The following is a 17,712-nucleotide window of genomic DNA, read 5'->3' on the forward strand; positions in this document are numbered from 1 at the left end:
CCGCTAGATCTCCGTGCGGATACGTTTTTTATCCAGCTTGCCTACGCTGGTCTTGGGTATTTCATCGACGAAACGTATCAATGAGGGCACTCCCCAACGGTTGAGCTTGCCCTGCGCCACGAATTGCTCCATGAACCCCTGAATCGCCTCGACGGTAGGCGGCCGATTGAGGTCGCTGGGCACGACGAGCGCTGCGGGACGCTCCCCCCACTTGTCATCCGCCACGCCGATGACCGCCACTTCAGCGACGCCGGGGCATTGACTGATATAACTTTCCAGCTCCAGGGAGGACAGCCATTCGCCGCCGGTCTTGATGACGTCCTTGATGCGATCACTAATGGCCAAAAAGCCATGCGCATCCAGCGACCCCACATCCCCGGTGTGTAACCACCCCTCTCGCCATAGCTCTTCGCTACGCGTCTCTTCCTTGTAGTAAGCCTGAGTGAGCCAGGGCGCTTGTACGCGTACTTCCCCCACACTCTGGCCATCATGAGGAAGCGGTTGACCGTCCACATCGACCACCTGCAGCCGCACGAACGGCACCGGAAGACCGGCCTTGCAGCGCCAGGGAAGCTGGCTTTCGAAGTCAGCCTCCGCGACCTCCTTCGGCAAGATATCGGCAGTGAGCAGAGGACACGTTTCCGACATGCCGTAAGCGCTGCGGGTGTCGATCCCCAGCGCCCAGGCACGGCTTGCCAACGCCTGGGTCAAGGCGCTGCCTCCGACCAGCACTTTCCAGCCGGTCAAATCGACCTTTTTCGTCGCGACGGCCTCCGCGCTCACCACCATATTGAGCAGTGTCGGTACGCAGTGAGAAAAATCGACCTTTTCACTAACCAGCAGCTTCACCAGCATCTCCGGCTCGTATTTGCCCGGGTACACTTGCGTCGCGCCCAGCAGCGTGGCGGTGTAAGGGACGCCCCAGGCATGCACGTGAAACATCGGCGTAATGGGCATATACACCTTGTCTCGGTTCAACAGCTCGAAGCCAGGCGCCTGGAACGTGCTGGCCTCGCCCAGCGTGTGCAACACCAGCTGACGATGAGTGAAGAACACCCCTTTCGGGTTGCCGGTCGTGCCGGTCGTGTAGAACAGCGTGGCCACGCCATTTTCATCGAACGTGGGGAAATCATAATGGCTGGGCTGGTCAGCCAGCAGGGCCTCGTACTCCCCCACCAGTGGCAGCGACGTCGAGACGTCACGGCGCTCTTCCTGACAAAGCACGTAGCCACGAATATCGGGCAGTTGCTGCGCCAGCGGTTCCAGCAGAGGCACGAAGTCCTCATGCACCAGCACGAAGACGTCTTCCGCATGCTGCATGGTGTAGAGAATCTGTTCGGGTGCCAGGCGGACGTTCACCGTGTGCAGCACTGCGCCTATCATGGGAATGGCGAAGAAGCATTCCAGATAGCGGTGGCTGTCCCAATCCATCACCGCCACCACATCTCCTGCCTGCACTCCCTGCGCCGTCAACAGATGGGCCAGTTGATGGACTCGCTCTTGAAAACGACGGTAGTCGTGACGGCCTTGATCGCGGTACACGATCTGATTATTGCCCGCCATGCGAACGCCAGACTCCAACAGATCCTTGATCAGCATGGGAGGGTTGGTGGCGGAGGATGTCGAAGGAAGCAGTTTTGGCGTTATCGTCGGCATAAAACGTACCTTTGATTGTTGTTGGATGTCTGGGGCAACTTAACGCTCGATCAGTAGCGCGATACCTTGCCCGCCACCAATGCACAGCGTAATCAGTCCAAAGCGCCCCTGAATGCGCTCCAGCTCATGCAGCGCTTTAAGGATCAAAATGGCGCCGGTGGCCCCCACCGGATGCCCAAGAGCGACCGCACCGCCATTGGGGTTGAGCTTTTCCAGCGGAAAATCGAGCGTGCTGGCCACCGCCATGGCCTGGGCCGCAAAGGCTTCATTGGATTCGATCACATCGATATCGTGGATGGTCAATCCAGCCTGCTGCAAACAACGCTTGACGGCAGGAATGGGGCCCAACCCCATCAGCGATGGTTCCACGCCCGCCGTGGTGGCCACCCGCAGCCGCGCACGCACGGTGAGCCCGCGCTCCCGGGCCTCTTCAGCATGGGCCAGTACGAGGGTGGCGGCGCCATCGTTGATCCCTGAGGCATTGCCTGCGGTCACGACCCCTTCATGCTTGAAAGCCGGTTTCAGCCGAGCCAGGTCACTGAGCACCACGTCTTCCCGGACATGCTCATCACGGGCAAAGGTCAGCGTCTGCTTGCCCCGGGTCACCTCTACCGGCACGATCTGCTCATCGAAGCGGCCTTCCGATAGTGCCCGCGCTGCTTTTTGATGGCTCTCGAGGGCGAATTGATCCAACTGCTCGCGGCTGAAACCGTACTGCTGCGCGATATTTTCAGCGGTGATCCCCATGTGACCACTGCCGAACGGGTCACTCAACACGCCAAGCGTCAAATCCTCGATGCGGGTGTCCCCCATGCGAATACCGTGGCGCGCCTGCGGGGCCAACACGTAGGCTCCGCGAGACATGCTTTCGGCACCGCCCGCCAAGGCGAGGCGACTGTCGCCCAGGACAATCTGCTGAGCCGCAGACACCACCGCCTGGACGCCAGAGCCGCACAGGCGATTAACGTTGAAGGCACCGGCCTCTTTGGGAACGCCTGCACTGAGTGCGATGTGGCGGGCCAGATAGGCATCCTGCGGGCCAGTGGTGATGATATGCCCATAAACCGAATGATCGATGTCGGCGCCCTCCACCCCGGCCCGGCGCAGGGCTTCCACGGCGGTGATGGTGCCCAACTCATGGGGGGCGAAGGCGGATAGCGAACCGCCGAACCCTCCGATGGCGGTGCGCACGCCCCCTACAATCACCACGCTATCCAACTGCATATAGACTCCTTGTCGACCGTTTTTTGGACCTCTTGCTCAAGAGGCTTTGCCCAGCAGCGAGCGCGCAATCACTTCTTTCATGATCTCGGAGCTGCCGGCATAAATGGTTTGTACCCGAGCATCGAGATAAAAGCGCGAAATGGGGTACTCATGAGTGTAGCCATAGCCACCAAACAGCTGCAGACAGCGATCCACCGCATGACACTGCAGTTCGCTCAGCTGTAATTTAAGAATCGCCGCCTCGGTGCTGCTCATGCTGCCTTGCCGATACCGCTCCATGCACTGCTCGAAGTAAGCCCGGGCCATGTCAAGCTGGGCTTTGAGCTGCGCCAGCGTAAAGCGGGTGTTTTGAAAATCGGCAATCCGCTGGCCGAAGGCTTCCCGCTGGGTGACGTATTCGAGGGTTAGCGCTAGCGCCCCTTCTATCGCCCCCAGGGCCTGGGCGCCCACCCCCAAACGCTCACGAGGCAGCTCTTGCATGAGGTAACGAAACCCTTCGCCCTCGTTGCCCAATAGCGCGTCTGCGGGCAACTTCAACTGATCAAAGGCCAGCTCCGCAGTGTCGCTGGCATGCTGGCCAATTTTCTTGATCGGTTTACCTCGGGAAAAGCCGGGCAGCGACGTTTCCACTAAAAATAGCGAGACCCCTTTGGCGCCGGCACTGGGATCGGTTTTCGCGCACACGATCACCAGATCGGCCACCTGACCATTGGTGATGAACAGCTTGCCACCGTTGAGCAACCAGCCATCCTCTACCCGCGTGGCGCGGGTTTTCATCGCGGCCAAATCACTCCCGGCGTGGGGTTCGCTCATGGCAATGGCCCCCAGGCACTCCCCCAAGGCCATGCGCGGCAGCCACTTTTCCTTCTGCTCAGGTGTCCCCAGCTTCTGGACATACGGCATGACGATATTGGCGTGGATGTTGTAAGCACTGGCGAGGCCACCAAAGCCCTGACGAGACATCTCTTCGAGCACCCTTTGCGTGATGGCGATATCGGCCTCTGAGCCACCGTACGCTTCTGCCAGGTCAATACCCAACAGCCCTGCCGCCCCCAGCGCCAGCCACAGGGAGCGTGGTATTTCTCCTGCCTCCTCCCACTGCTGGTAAAAAGGCGCTACTTCCTGCGCTAAACAGCGGGTAATCATGGGCTGAAAGAGCCCCAGCTCCTGGTCGTCCATCATGACTCTCCCAGCGCCTGGCGCAGATGGCGCTTGAGAATTTTACCTGCCGTGCTCTTGGGCAGTGCGTCGGTAAACATCACCCGCTTGGGTACCTTGTAAGGGGCGATCAGGTCCTTGGCGTGTCGAATCAGCTCCGCTTCACTGGCGCTTTGCCCCTCCTTGAGCACCACCACCGCGGTAATCGCCTCGATCCATTTGTCATCGGGTAGCCCCACGACCGCCACCTCTGAAACCGCCATGTGCTTGAACAGCACCTCTTCCACTTCTCGACTGGCGACCAGCACACCGCCGGTATTGATCACGTCCTTGATACGGTCGACGATGTACAAATAGCCCGCTTCATCGACATACCCCACGTCTCCAGAGTGGAACCAGCCTCCCTGAAATGCCTCCGCGGTCATCTCGGGTTTGTCCCAGTAGCCCAGCATGAGCTGCGGAGAACGATGGACGATTTCCCCATGCTCTCCAGGCGGAACATCGTTGCCCTCCAGATCGACGATGCGCGTTTCGACCGTGAGAATCGGTCGTCCAGCAGAGGCCGGCCGTTCGGCATGCTCTTCTGGTCGCAAAACAGTCGCCAGGGGCGCTATTTCGCTCTGTCCGTAGCAGTTGTACAGGCCGACACCATCAAAGCGCTGCTGCATCTCTTCGAGTACCGGCACCGGCATGATGGAGGCCCCGTAATAGGCTTTTCTGAGGCTCGAGAGATCGTACTGATCGAAGTGAGGGTGCCGTAACAAACTGATCCACACGGTAGGAGGGGCAAAAAAAGAGCTGATCTGGTGCTGTGAAATGGCAGCCAGGCAGCTTTCCGGCAGGGGGGCTTCCAGCAGAATGACGGGCGCTCCCAGCAGTAGCGCAGGCATCAGAAACACGTGCATTTGCGCCGAGTGGTACAAGGGCAGCGCTGCCAGCACGGCGTCATCTGCCTGGATATCCAACTCCACCATGCACGCCATGTACTCGGCCATGAGCGCTTGATGGCTCATGATGGCAGCCTTGGGCGCTGCCGTGGTACCAGAGGTATATAACAACTGGGCGACGCTGGCCCCCTCCAGCGCGACGTCTGGCTCATGGGCAGCATGAGCCAGAGAAGCATGAACCCCGTGGGTACACGCCAGTACGTCGAAGGCGTCTTCTTGAAGCGATGCCCCCTCCGCCTGCAGGGTACCGTTGACGACCAGCGACAGCCCCGCGACGGCAGCGCGAACCTTGTCTCCTAGCACCGCGTCGCTCAGTACCCCTTTTGCGCCCGACTGCTCCAGAATGTAGCGAAGCTCGTCACTGCTCAGCGCAAAATTGACAGGGACGTGAATCAGGCCCGCCTTGCTACAGGCCAGCCACGCGATCACATAGGCATCCGAGTTTTTACCGTATACCGCCAGGCGGTCGCCCGGCGCCAGCCCTGCTTCCAGCAGCGCATTTGCCACCTGGTTGGCCGCGTTATTGAGCGCTTGATAACTCCACGTACGCTCGCCGAACGTCAAGGCCCGCTTCTGGGCATGCTTGCGCGCGCTGCGGTCAAGCGCAGCGCCAATCGTATTGCGATGAATGTTATCTACAGACGTCATGGCTGTTTAACCCTTTACGAGTGGGCAGACGCTTTCAGACAGTGGCCGGAACGCTTCCTCGGCAGGAATGGTGCGGACCACCCGGAACAAGTCGTCTTCATCTGCTGACTCTGCTGGGGTTTTGACTTCCACGAGGTACATGTCGTGGACCATACGGCCGTCTTCGCGGATATAGCCGTTCTGGGCAAAGATATCGTTGATAGGCGTGTCGGCCATCTGCTGACGCACCGTCTGGGTATCGTCTGTCCCGGTGGCAGCGATGGCGTCCAGGTAGTGGCGAGTGCTGGAGTAGAGGCCAGCGTGCACCATGGTAGGCATGCTGCCCGTACGCTCCCGGAAGCGTTCTGCCCAGGCGCGGGTTTCCTCGTTCAAGTCGTAATACCAGGCTTTGGTGAACTGCAGCCCTTGGGCATTTTCCAGCCCGATACTGCGCACATCGGTACTGAACAGCACCATTCCCGCCAGGATTTGCCCGGCCTGGGTAATACCAAACTCCCCCGCCGTCTGAACCGCGTTGATGGTGTCCCCGCCCGCGTTATTCAACGCAATGACGTCAGCACCAGAGGCCTGCGCCTGTAACATGAACGATGAAAAGTCGTTATTGGGGAATGGATGACGCGCACGCCCTACGATGGTGCCACCGTTCTCAGTGACCACACGCTCGACATCTGCTTCCAACGCATGACCAAAAGAGTAATCGGCACTCAACAAGTACCAGTTTTTGTAGCCTTCTTCGGTAATGGCTTTGGCGGTGCCGTTCGACATTGCCCAGGTGTCATACACCCAGTGAATATGATTCGTAGAGCAGTGTTCGTTGGTCACGCCGGAGGAGACGGCACCATTCACCAGCCCCAGCTTGTCGGCCTCCTGCAGCAGACTGACGGCTGCCAACGTGACCGATGATGCCACCAGGCCCGTGACCATATCGACGTTGCGCTCATCGATCCATTCACGCACCACGCTGGAGCCCACGTCAGGGCTGTTACGATCATCGGCACTGAACACCACGATATCCGCACCGTTGACACTGCCGCCAACATCCTCGATCGCCATCTGAATGGCATCGAGCCCCAGAGGACCGATAGGATCGCGGTAAACGCCTGACATATCGGCCAGATAGCCAATGCGGATTTCGTTATCAGAAATCCCTTCATGGGCGGCAACGAAAGGAACGAAGCCTGCAGCAACCACCGCAGAGGCTAACGCAGACAGGGTGAAACGACGTGATAACGGCATGAGGGTACCTCGCTATTGTTGTTATTGAGGTGAAAATCACAACGCTGGCGTTGCGCCTTCACTCATTGAATCACGGGCATGGCGGTGACTCATTTTCATGGTAAGAGCAAACAGGCCTGCACTGTTTACCTATTGAGCCAGTTTTTTTGCAATTCATGCCATTTGCAGTGTGATTACTTGCCACGTTCATGGCGGCTTGCGTTGGCGAGCCAAGCGGCACCAGCGTTACAATGGGGCCACTGGCCCACAGGAGAGATGACCACATTGGCGACTCAGCAAGCACACGACGCATTACCTGAAGCGCTACAGTTTCGCCCCAGCACACCGCTGGTCGACATTGGCGCCAACCTGACCCATGAGAGCTTTCAGCGCGACTTGAGCGACGTGATCGCCAGAGCCCGAGCCGCCAACGTGACCAGAATGATCGTCACGGGAACGGATGTCGCCCACGCCAGGCAGGCCGTCGAGATGGCTCGGCAGTTTGCGGGGTTGTATGCCACTGCGGGGGTGCATCCCCATGATGCCAGTGGCTGGAGCGAAGACGTGGCGCAGGCGCTGGGCAATCTCTATACACTGCCCGAAGTGGTCGCGGTCGGTGAGTGCGGGCTCGACTTCAACCGCAACTTTTCCACACCGCAGGAGCAGGAGCGCGCCTTTGAAGCGCAGTTGGCCCTGGCGGCGGCATCCGGGCTACCGCTGTTTCTTCATGAGCGTGATGCAGGCCAGCGCATGCGTGAGATCCTGCACCACTGGCGCGACGATATCAGCCACGCGGTGATCCACTGCTTCACCGCAGACCGTGAAACGCTGCGGGGCTATCTGGAGCTGGACCTGCACATCGGCTTGACGGGCTGGATCTGTGACGAGCGGCGCGGGCATCACCTGCGTGACCTGGTGCGCGAGATCCCGCTGGATCGATTGATGGTCGAAACCGACTGCCCTTACTTGCTGCCCCGTAATTTGCCCGCCAAGCTGAAAGGCAGACGCCATGAGCCTGCCCTGCTGCCCTGGATCGTGCAGGAGATTGCTCGTTGGCATCAGGTGAGTGACACTGAACTCGCGGCGGCGACCACCCGGACCGCCCTGCAATTTTTCCGTATCGACACGGATACCTAGAAGGAACGACAACCATGGCCGACTACCCCGGTTTTATTGCCATAGAGATAGGTGAAGACAATGGCTTGCCGCTGTCGATTGCATGGTCACTGCCCGATGGGCGCATCAAGCAGACCTTGATCCAGCCGGATGACAGCTGGATTACCGAAGACAGCAATGTCATGGGGGCTTACAGCATCGAAGAGCTGGAGAGTCTGGGGGTCAGCCCGCTGGATGTGATCCGCGAGCTGGAGAACGACCATTTCTCGGCCACGCTGTACACCAGCGACAACGGCGAAGATGAGGCCGCCCTTGCCCGCTTGTTCGACACCTACGGGCTGGACCCTTTTGTGGAGCTGGCACCCGCACAAGTGCTGTATGAAACCCTCAGCTCAAGCGAATGGCACCGCCTGCGCAGTGATACCTTCAACGATCTGGGCCTAGAACCCATGCGCCCCGAGCACGAAATCGAGGTCATGCTGACCCTGCATCAGCAGTTGTCCGAGGCTGACTAACCCACTTTCATCAGAGCATCGTCCAGCAGGCGGTGCCCCTGCCGAATCGCCTGCTCCAGCGTGTCCTGGTGCTGATAGTAGCGCGCCAATGCCGTCCGAAACGCATTGGCGCGCAGGGGCAGTCCCTCTTGCCGATAGCGCTCGGCCCTCGCTGCCACGCGTCTTGCGAAAGCCTCCCGGTCCACCTCGCCCGCACCGCCCAGATTGTCCACACTGACATGGAACGTACGGCCACACGCCTGGGTAAACAGTTGCTCCAACGCCTGAGGGGCCACTTCGGCCTGTTCGAATGCCTGTTGCTGTTCCGCCGTGCGCCCGTCCGGGTAATACCAGTAGCCATAATCTTCCCACTGGCGGCGTTTTGCGCCTGCGATGCACCAGTGGCTGATCTCATGTAACGCACTGGCAAAATAGCCTCGTGCAAAGATCACCTGATGGTAAGGCGTTTGCTCACTCAACGGGCGGTAAAGCGGCTCATCGCCACCGCGAATCAGCCGAGTCTGATAGTGGTCTGCAAACACCCCATCAAACAGCGCGGTAATATCGTCGAGCGTCCAGCGCTCTTGCGGGTCAGTCACACCGTTATCTCATTCATGAACGTTGCACTAGTATAACGAGGGACCCATCCTTGGCTAAAGAGGAGAGCGCGAGGTATAGCAACTCCTGCTACTCTATCGCCTTTTACTGGGTCTCTTTGCTAAATAGGAACCATACCTTGGGCGGCTTCACTAGCGATATCAAGAAAATTTACTGGCCTGAAACACGCACACTCATGGCCCTGGCGCTGCCTATCTGTGGTGCACAGCTGGCCCAGGCAGGCATGAGCGTCGTCGATGTGATGATGACTGGACGACATGATGCCACGTCGCTGGCAGCGGTGTCGGTAGGCTCCAGCCTGTGGATGCCTCTGATGCTGTTCATGACCGGCACGCTGATGGGGCTGACGCCCATCGTGGCCCAACTGCTGGGAGGCCAACGCAACGGCGCCATTCGCCCCGCCGTGCATCAGGCGCTCTGGGTGGCGCTGGCGCTGGGCCTGCTGGCCGCCCTGCTGCTGCGCACGGCCGTCATGCCGATCTTCGAGCTGATGAACGTGCCACCGGCAGTGGCCACCGAGTCGGCTGCTTACCTGAGCGCGGTGGCCTTCGGCATGCCAGGCATCGCGCTATTTCAGGCATTGAGAGCGTTTTCGGATGGCATGAACCATACCCGGCCAGCCTTGTGGATCAGCCTGATTGGCCTGGCCGTCAATATTCCCAGCAACTATGTACTGATCTACGGGGGGGATGGGCTGGTCAGCCTGTTCGGCGCCTCACTGCCTGATACGCTGCAGCAACTACCCGCGCTGGGCGCCTTTGGCTGTGGCATTGCCACGGCCTTCTCCATGTGGACCATGGTCATTGCCATGGCACTCTACACACGCCGTGGCACGGTGTACCGTAGCGTTTCCTTGTGGCATGGCGCCACCTGGCCGCAGTGGTCGGGCGTGCGTGAGCTGCTCGTGGTCGGGGTGCCCATCGGCGTCGCGATTTTTGTCGAGGTGACGCTGTTCACACTCATCGCCCTGTTCATTGCCAGCCTTGGTGAAGTGACCGTGGGGGCTCACCAGATCGCGCTGAGCTATACCTCGATCCTGTTCATGCTGCCCATGTCACTGAGCATGGCACTGACGGTGCGTGTCGGTAATACGCTGGGGCAGCAGCGCCTTTCCCTGGCCCGCAAGGTTGCCTGGAACGGTGTCGTGATCAGCGTGATCGTCGCCGCGTTCAACAGCACGCTGCTCTGGTTCACTGCCGCACCGGTCATCAGCCTGTATACCTCCAATAGCGACATTCAGGCCCTGGCGCTCACGATCATCGCTCTGGCGGTCATCTTTCAGCTGTCGGACTCGCTGCAAGTGAATCTGGCCGGCGCGCTGCGAGGCTACAAGGATACCCGCATCGTCATGGTGATCACCGTCCTTTCCTACTGGATCGTCGGGCTGGGGGGCGGTCACTGGCTGGGAACCTATGGCATGGGCGGTGAGTCACAGCCGCTGGGGGTACACGGCTACTGGATCGGCCTGATTGCAGGGCTCACGACAGCGGCCATCTTGCTGGCTTGGCGATTACATCGAATCAGTCAACGGGAGTGACCCCATGCGGCCTTCAAGTTTCTACCGCTCATGCCTCGTGATGCCCGTCGTCGTGTCAGCCAGCCTGGTGCTGGCTGGCTGCGGCGACAACAGCGCGGACGAGGCCTGGGCGGCCTACCAGCGCTCGGCTGCCGAGGAGCTCGGCATTTCCGCTCCTGAACGCCAGCAACCGCGTAACATAGGCGCCTTTCCCGACCGACGCCAGCGCGTGATCGAGCTGCCGGAGATACGCGAAGGCATGCTCAATATCTATGCGTTACGCGAGTGCCAGATCACCTCCCTGATTGCTGCCAGGAACAACCAGCTAGGCCGTGTCGCACCGCCCAGCCAGCAATGGATCTACGAGCGCACGCTGTGGCAACGCCTGGATCACTGCTGGAACAGCGATATTCCTGAACGGCTGGGTGACGATGACGCCCATCGCCTGGCACAGCTGACTCAGCTCAAAACCGAGCAATTGCCCTTTGCGACCTGGAACGCCATCTTTGCCTCGGAAGAGTGGGAGAAGAGTTTCGCCCGCGCCAGTCACCCTCTGCACACGCTACCCGATCAAGACTGGGCAGAACAGCGGGCAGCACTGGATTATCTTGAGCAGATGATTACCCAGCAGTTCAATCAGGCCTGGCAACACGACTCCTCGACCCTGGAAAACCATCTCAAAACGCTCCAGCAGCGTCCGCTGACTGCCGAAGTGCTGCGCGCCTTGCTGCTGGCTGAGCAGCGTCTGAACGAACTCAACGCGGCCATCGCGCAGGCCGAACCAGACGCAGCGAGCACCTGCTGGTCAGAAGCCCTGCCTGGCTGGGTAGACCAACTGGAGCAACGCGCAGAGCAGTGGCTGGTGGCGGTGAATAGCCTTTTCGATACCCATGCCGTCAGCCCACCGCCAGCGGTGTCTGACTACCAGCAGGCCTGGCTCGACATGCAGAACCCGGAGGCCCCCTGGCAGCAGTTTCAACGGGCTCTGGCCCATCATCGTCAGTGGGCACTTACCCTGGCGCTCTGCACACAGCATTAAATATGCTCGCCATGCTTAACCTTCCAGACAAGGTGTGCTATTGGTGAAGGTAGCGGCAGATGAAAGTCACTGTCTGCCAATGTCGTGACCACGCAGTACAAGGAGGGACACCATGGGCTCACCCCTGTCAACTCGCTCTGCCCAGGTCATCGACCTGGATACCGTGCGTCAGCGTCAGCAGGCGCGAAAATGTCTCGTTCGTCTGGCTCCAGAGCTGGACGGACTGGAAATGGTTTACCAGCTCGCTGCGAGTCCCGACACCTACTATGGTCTCCCCATTCTGGCCTGGGGCTTGAGAGAAGATGGCAGCATTACCGGGCTGGTACCCTGGATGGAGTCTCTGGCGGCCTGCCATGAGCTGGACAGCGAGGAAAGCGGTTGCTTCGTCGGTTACCGTGACCCCGAAACCGATGAAATCTTCGATGTTCCCCCCGACCACAAGTACGACGAACTGGTCGCGGCTGCAGGCTATTTCGAGTATGAGGCATCCGGTGAAGTGACGCTGATCCAGCAGCTTCCCGATACCCTGGGAACCCATGCATTGTGCATGAACCGGCCCAATGCTCCTTGGCACATGAAGCCGGTCTACGGATGGCGCCTGTACAGCGACGGCAGCGTCGACGCGCTGCTGGCTGACGAGCAAAAAGCCACTCTGATGCCGATCCTGCTGGGTGATAACTGCCTGTATGACGCCCACTCGCGCCATCACACCGTCTATTTCTTCCAGCGCCACATCGCTAATCGTATCCTCGAAGAGGACCCCGCCACACTGGAAGCATTGACCATGATGGTGATCTCCGACAGCGACGATCGCTCTTGAAGCCATCCCGGCAAGGCATTGCACCATGGTCTATGCATGCCTTGCCGGGGCTCCCCAGTATCACGCCAAACGGATAAAGTAGACGTAGTGGTCGTCTGAGCCCTGTTGCTCGATAAGCTCGTGCCCCAGGAATTGGCAAAACTTGGGGACATCGCGTGTCGTCGCAGGGTCCGTCGCCACGACCTTCAGCACCTGGCCCGACGCCATGTCACGCACCTTATTGTGCATCAGCATGATGGGCTCTGGGCAGTACAGCCCGGTGGTGTCCAATTCGGCATCGAAAGCACTGGGGGCTTGTGTAGGATCAGTCATCGACTCTCTCGGTTAGGAAACAGACACTATGATAAAAGTCATCATTGAACGACGCATCATGCCCGGCCTGGAAGATGAATACGAGCAGGCCGCACGCGAAGCCATGCGCGTATCATTGGGCATTCGTGGCTTCGTTGGTGGTGAAACGCTGGTAGAGCGCGGCCACACCGACCGTCGGCTGATGATCACCAAATGGCGTGACCTGCGCGCCTGGAAAGAGTGGCACGCCAGCGAAGCGCGCGCCATGGCCATGCAGCGCATTCTGCCCCTTCTTACCGAAGATGAGGCCATTCGTATCTATGAGCCGGGGTACTAGGCGAGCGTTCAGCCAGTCAAGCACACCTTCTCAGTGTAGCAACCTGACATGCACCGTCACCTCTTCCCGATCATGGTAGAGGTGACGGCAACTTATTTTAGCGTTTACCCCCGCTGACGCCAACGAGGCTTCCAGCGTCGTCAGGCAGCGCGTTACTTCATCCCAGCGTTTCTTCATGGGTAGCTTCAAGTTGAAGATAGCTTCACGACACCATTTACGCGTCAACCAACGCTCTACCATGGCCAATACCCGCACAGGCTTGTCCACGATGTCGCACACCAGCCAATCCAGACGCTGAGGGGGCTCCCAGGTAAAGCCATCTTCACGCAGGTGGTCGATCTGACCAGTCGCCATCAGGGCTTTGTCCATCGGTCCGTTATCGATGGCATATACGTACATGCCCCGCTGCACCAGCTGCCATGTCCAGCCTCCTGGCGCCGCCCCCAGGTCGGCTGCCTGCATGTGCTCCGCCAAGCGAGTAGCCCACTGATCACGTGGAATGAATTCATGCCAGGCCTCTTCCAGTTTCAGCGTCGAGCGGCTTGGCGCACGGGAGGGAAAGCGTAGCCGCCGGATTCCGTTCAACAGTTCGCTACGATTGTCAGGGAAGCTCATGCCGAGCTGCACACGGTCTCCGTCAGTCCAGAAAATATGCAGCCGCCTTCCGCCAGCCTTGCCTCGCAGCGCCCCGCGCTTTTTCAGCGTGTTTTGCAGCGGGCGAGTGAGCGCCTTGATCAACCCGGACAGCGCTTTGCCATCGTTGGTATCCGGTGTTTCGTGCCAAATCTCTTCAAAGCTCCAACGGCTGGCTTTGACCTGATCGAGAATGGCGGTCAGACGATCCTCACGGGACAGCACCAAGGGCGGCAGGGCTGCCAGACTCTGCCTGGCAAAGATGAGATGCTGAAAAGCTGCCTGGCGGTGCAGGTCATTAATCGCCTCACCATCCTGCCGCGTCAAGCTAACCCATCCGGCCCCATGGGCTGGTTCGCAGTTTACCCCCTGCTGTTTGGCATGGTGCTGCATTTCCGCCAACGTATCGCCCTCGAAACCGGGTCGACAATAGACCAGCCACGCCGTGGGTATCGTGTCACTCACCTTTCACCTCTCTGTAAACATGGAGCCGTCACTGCCCTCTCGAAAACACATGATAACATCGCAAGCAACAACGGCTCCCCAAGACAGCCTATCAACGCATCCCCCCCACAGCCTGAGCCATGAGGGTTTTGCGCAAGTGCCATACGCAAAAAGCCCCGAACACAGAGTGCTCGGGGCTTTTTGCTTAATAAGTGCCTGACGATGTTCGGGCCGGCCACCCGGCGGGCGGCGCTCCGCTACTCTTCAGGGGGAGACCCCCAAAAAGCAAAACCCCGGCCATAAGGCCGGGGTTTCGTAATAAGTGCCTGACGATGACCTACTCTCACATGGGGAGACCCCACACTACCATCGGCGCTAAGCGGTTTCACTTCTGAGTTCGGCATGGGATCAGGTGGTTCACGCGTGCTATGGTCGTCAGGCGTAACAGGTAATGCATATCATGCTGAGGTGTTCTTGACGTATTTTTGACGTGTATTGTGTGCGTCTCTTGTCAGCAAGCGCTCTGGCTCACTGCCGCGTATCCGGTGTTGCGAGTGCGTTCACACTCCTTCGTTATCATCACGACCAGACCCCTTGGGTGTTATAGGGTCAAGCCTCACGGGCCATTAGTACACGTTAGCTCAACGCCTTGCAGCGCTTCCACACCGTGCCTATCAACCAGCTGGTCTCGCTGGGCCCTTCAGGAGGCTCTAGGCCTCGGGGATGTCTCATCTTGAAGGGGGCTTCCCGCTTAGATGCTTTCAGCGGTTATCCCGTCCGACCATAGCTACCCGGCAATGCCACTGGCGTGACAACCGGAACACCAGAGGGTCGTCCACTCCGGTCCTCTCGTACTAGGAGCAGCTCTTCTCAAACATCCAACGCCCACGGCAGATAGGGACCGAACTGTCTCACGACGTTCTAAACCCAGCTCGCGTACCACTTTAAATGGCGAACAGCCATACCCTTGGGACCGACTTCAGCCCCAGGATGTGATGAGCCGACATCGAGGTGCCAAACACCGCCGTCGATGTGAACTCTTGGGCGGTATCAGCCTGTTATCCCCGGAGTACCTTTTATCCGTTGAGCGATGGCCCTTCCATACAGAACCACCGGATCACTAGAACCTGCTTTCGCACCTGCTCGACGTGTCTGTCTCGCAGTCAAGCACCCTTATGCTCTTGCACTCATTGCACGATGTCCGACCGTGCTGAGGGTACCTTCGTGCTCCTCCGTTACGCTTTGGGAGGAGACCGCCCCAGTCAAACTACCCACCACACACTGTCCTCGATCCGGATCACGGACCTGAGTGAGAACGCCAATGATGCCAGGCTGGTATTTCAAGGTTGGCTCCCCTCGAACTGGCGTCCGAGGTTCAAAGCCTCCCAGCTATCCTACACAGGCAACATCAGCGTCCAGTGTGAAGCTATAGTAAAGGTTCACGGGGTCTTTCCGTCTAGCCGCGGGTACACCGCATCTTCACGGCGATTTCAATTTCACTGAGTCTCGGGTGGAGACAGCGTGGCCATCATTACGCCATTCGTGCAGGTCGGAACTTACCCGACAAGGAATTTCGCTACCTTAGGACCGTTATAGTTACGGCCGCCGTTTACCGGGGCTTCGATCAAGAGCTTCGGACGAATCCTAACACCATCACTTAACCTTCCGGCACCGGGCAGGCGTCACACCCTATACGTCCTCTTGCGAGTTGGCAGAGTGCTGTGTTTTTACTAAACAGTTGCAGCCACCTGGTATCTTCGACCGGTTCGGGCTTGGAGAGCAAGTCTCGTCACCCTACGCCGGCGTGCCTTCTCCCGAAGTTACGGCACCATTTTGCCTAGTTCCTTCACCCGAGTTCTCTCAAGCGCCTTGGGATTCTCACCCTGACCACCTGTGTCGGTTTGGGGTACGGTCGCACATGATCTGAAGCTTAGAGGCTTTTCCTGGAAGCGTGGCATCAATGACTTCGACACCGTAGTGTCTTCGTTTCGTGTCTCGGCCTTGAAGGGTCCCGGATTTACCTGAGACCCCAGCCTACTCACTTTCACCAGGACAACCAACGCCTGGCTCACCTAGCCTTCTCCGTCCCCCCATCGCAATCATGTCCGGTACGGGAATATTGACCCGTTTCCCATCGACTACGCCTTTCGGCCTCGCCTTAGGGGCCGACTCACTCTGCTCCGATTAGCGTCGAACAGAAACCCTTGGTCTTCCGGCGAGGGAGTTTTTCACTCCCTTTATCGTTACTCATGTCAGCATTCGCACTCGTGATACCTCCAGCATGCTTCTCAACACACCTTCATCGGCTTACACGACGCTCCTCTACCGCTCATCCGTAAGGATGAACCCGTAGCTTCGGTACCGGTTTAGCCCGTTACATCTTCCGCGCAGGCCGACTCGACTAGTGAGCTATTACGCTTTCTTTAAAGGATGGCTGCTTCTAAGCCAACCTCCTAGCTGTCTGAGCCTTCCCACATCGTTTCCCACTTAACGATTTGGGGACCTTAGCTGACGGTCTGGGTTGTTTCCCTTTTCACGACGGACGTTAGCACCCGCCGTGTGTCTCCCACGCTGGCACTCACCGGTATTCGGAGTTTGCCTCGGGTTGGTAAGTCGGGATGACCCCCTAGCCGAAACAGTGCTCTACCCCCGGCGGTGATACGTGAGGCGCTACCTAAATAGCTTTCGAGGAGAACCAGCTATCTCCGAGCTTGATTAGCCTTTCACTCCGATCCACAAGTCATCCAAATCTTTTTCAACAGATCCTGGTTCGGGCCTCCAGTTGATGTTACTCAACCTTCACCCTGCTCATGGATAGATCGCTCGGTTTCGGGTCTATATCCAGCGACTGTGTCGCCCAGTTAAGACTCGGTTTCCCTACGGCTCCCTATACGGTTAACCTCGCCACTGAATATAAGTCGCTGACCCATTATACAAAAGGTACGCAGTCACCCAACAAGTGGGCTCCTACTGCTTGTACGCACACGGTTTCAGGATCTATTTCACTCCCCTCTCCGGGGTTCTTTTCGCCTTTCCCTCACGGTACTGGTTCACTATCGGTCAGCCAGGAGTATTTAGCCTTGGAGGATGGTCCCCCCGTCTTCAGTCAAGGTTTCTCGTGCCCCGACCTACTCGATTTCACATGATCAGATTTTCGACTACGGGGCTATCACCCGCTATGGCCAGACTTCCCAGTCTGTTCGTCTAATCCGTCACACGCTTAAGGGCTGGTCCCCGTTCGCTCGCCGCTACTAGGGGAATCTCGGTTGATTTCTTTTCCTCAGGGTACTTAGATGTTTCAGTTCCCCTGGTTCGCCTCTTGCGCCTATGTATTCAGCGCAAGATACTCATCTTGTGATGAGTGGGTTTCCCCATTCAGAGATGTCCGGGTCGCAGGTCGTTTGCCACCTCACCGAACCTTATCGCAGGCTACCACGTCTTTCATCGCCTCTGGCTGCCTAGGCATCCACCGTGTGCGCTTCATTGCTTGACCCTATAACCCGAAGGAGTCTGGGGTTCGCAATGATAACGATTGCCGGATACGCTTGAGACGTAT

14 protein-coding genes and 2 rRNA genes are annotated in these 17,712 nt (G+C 58.6%); 6 read left to right on the forward strand and 10 right to left on the reverse strand.

Translation table 11 applies throughout. The features are described from left to right. Positions 1 to 3 precede the first annotated feature (3 nt). Genes KVY02_RS10915 through KVY02_RS10935 form a run of 5 tightly spaced genes read right to left on the reverse strand, consistent with a single transcriptional unit; the run spans position 4 to position 6,869 of the window. Positions 4 to 1,656, reverse strand: a complete 1,653-nt coding sequence (locus tag KVY02_RS10915) for a fatty acid--CoA ligase (RefSeq protein ID WP_218313529.1) — start codon at positions 1,654 to 1,656, stop codon at positions 4 to 6. Positions 1,657 to 1,695: 39 nt separating this feature from the next. Then, the gene (gene bktB, locus KVY02_RS10920; protein WP_218313530.1) at positions 1,696 to 2,880 is read right to left on the reverse strand and encodes a beta-ketothiolase BktB; all 1,185 of its coding nucleotides are present in this window, start codon (positions 2,878 to 2,880) and stop codon (positions 1,696 to 1,698) included. Positions 2,881 to 2,916: 36 nt separating this feature from the next. After that, on the reverse strand, positions 2,917 to 4,059 hold the full coding sequence (locus tag KVY02_RS10925) for an acyl-CoA dehydrogenase family protein (RefSeq protein WP_081191913.1): 1,143 nt from the start codon (positions 4,057 to 4,059) through the stop codon (positions 2,917 to 2,919). Beyond that, positions 4,059 to 5,633, reverse strand: a complete 1,575-nt coding sequence (locus KVY02_RS10930; protein ID WP_218313531.1) for a fatty acyl-CoA synthetase — start codon at positions 5,631 to 5,633, stop codon at positions 4,059 to 4,061. The genes KVY02_RS10925 and KVY02_RS10930 overlap by 1 nt, the downstream gene beginning before the upstream one ends. A 6-nt stretch (positions 5,634 to 5,639) precedes the next feature. Then, positions 5,640 to 6,869, reverse strand: coding sequence for an ABC transporter substrate-binding protein (locus KVY02_RS10935; protein WP_081191909.1), 1,230 nt, complete (start codon positions 6,867 to 6,869; stop codon positions 5,640 to 5,642). Between the two features lie 255 nt (positions 6,870 to 7,124). On the opposite strand from KVY02_RS10935, the gene KVY02_RS10940 reads away from it, so the two are divergent. Beyond that, positions 7,125 to 7,985 carry a TatD family hydrolase gene (locus KVY02_RS10940; RefSeq protein WP_100731697.1) on the forward strand — a complete coding sequence of 287 codons (861 nt, stop codon included), beginning with the start codon at positions 7,125 to 7,127 and terminating at the stop codon, positions 7,983 to 7,985. A gap of 14 nt (positions 7,986 to 7,999) precedes the next feature. Continuing rightward, positions 8,000 to 8,479: a hypothetical protein gene (locus KVY02_RS10945; protein ID WP_016914304.1), complete on the forward strand. Its 480-nt coding sequence runs from the start codon at positions 8,000 to 8,002 to the stop codon at positions 8,477 to 8,479. Here the strand turns inward: KVY02_RS10945 and KVY02_RS10950 are convergent. Continuing rightward, the gene (locus KVY02_RS10950) at positions 8,476 to 9,057 is read right to left on the reverse strand and encodes an elongation factor P hydroxylase (protein ID WP_218313532.1); all 582 of its coding nucleotides are present in this window, start codon (positions 9,055 to 9,057) and stop codon (positions 8,476 to 8,478) included. The two genes, KVY02_RS10945 and KVY02_RS10950, sit on opposite strands and share 4 nt — an antisense overlap. Before the next feature lie 137 nt (positions 9,058 to 9,194). On the opposite strand from KVY02_RS10950, the gene KVY02_RS10955 reads away from it, so the two are divergent. The 3 genes from KVY02_RS10955 to KVY02_RS10965 all read left to right on the forward strand — a co-directional run bounded on the left by KVY02_RS10955 (position 9,195) and on the right by KVY02_RS10965 (position 12,451). Further along, positions 9,195 to 10,613: an MATE family efflux transporter gene (locus tag KVY02_RS10955; RefSeq protein ID WP_218313533.1), complete on the forward strand. Its 1,419-nt coding sequence runs from the start codon at positions 9,195 to 9,197 to the stop codon at positions 10,611 to 10,613. A gap of 4 nt (positions 10,614 to 10,617) precedes the next feature. Then, positions 10,618 to 11,631 carry a DUF3080 family protein gene (locus KVY02_RS10960; RefSeq protein ID WP_218313534.1) on the forward strand — a complete coding sequence of 338 codons (1,014 nt, stop codon included), beginning with the start codon at positions 10,618 to 10,620 and terminating at the stop codon, positions 11,629 to 11,631. Positions 11,632 to 11,743: 112 nt separating this feature from the next. Beyond that, entirely contained in the window at positions 11,744 to 12,451 is a 708-nt protein-coding gene (locus tag KVY02_RS10965; RefSeq protein WP_218313535.1) for a hypothetical protein, read from the forward strand. A gap of 60 nt (positions 12,452 to 12,511) precedes the next feature. Here KVY02_RS10965 and tusA read toward each other — a convergent pair whose 3' ends face one another. Beyond that, the gene (gene tusA, locus KVY02_RS10970; protein WP_039179343.1) at positions 12,512 to 12,763 is read right to left on the reverse strand and encodes a sulfurtransferase TusA; all 252 of its coding nucleotides are present in this window, start codon (positions 12,761 to 12,763) and stop codon (positions 12,512 to 12,514) included. Between the two features lie 28 nt (positions 12,764 to 12,791). Here tusA and KVY02_RS10975 point away from each other — a divergent pair, with 28 nt between their 5' ends. Next, positions 12,792 to 13,079 carry an antibiotic biosynthesis monooxygenase family protein gene (locus KVY02_RS10975; RefSeq protein ID WP_016914310.1) on the forward strand — a complete coding sequence of 96 codons (288 nt, stop codon included), beginning with the start codon at positions 12,792 to 12,794 and terminating at the stop codon, positions 13,077 to 13,079. A gap of 30 nt (positions 13,080 to 13,109) precedes the next feature. Here KVY02_RS10975 and rlmM read toward each other — a convergent pair whose 3' ends face one another. The 3 genes from rlmM to KVY02_RS10990 form a co-directional block, all read right to left on the reverse strand. Continuing rightward, positions 13,110 to 14,177, reverse strand: coding sequence for a 23S rRNA (cytidine(2498)-2'-O)-methyltransferase RlmM (gene rlmM / locus KVY02_RS10980; RefSeq protein ID WP_218313536.1), 1,068 nt, complete (start codon positions 14,175 to 14,177; stop codon positions 13,110 to 13,112). A gap of 303 nt (positions 14,178 to 14,480) precedes the next feature. Beyond that, positions 14,481 to 14,596, reverse strand: a 5S ribosomal RNA gene (gene rrf, locus KVY02_RS10985). 165 nt (positions 14,597 to 14,761) lie between these two features. Further along, positions 14,762 to 17,649 (reverse strand): 23S ribosomal RNA (locus KVY02_RS10990). Between the last annotated feature and the right edge of the window lie 63 nt (positions 17,650 to 17,712).

The organism is Halomonas sp. 18071143 (genome assembly GCF_019211725.1).
Classification (GTDB): domain Bacteria; phylum Pseudomonadota; class Gammaproteobacteria; order Pseudomonadales; family Halomonadaceae; genus Vreelandella; species Vreelandella stevensii.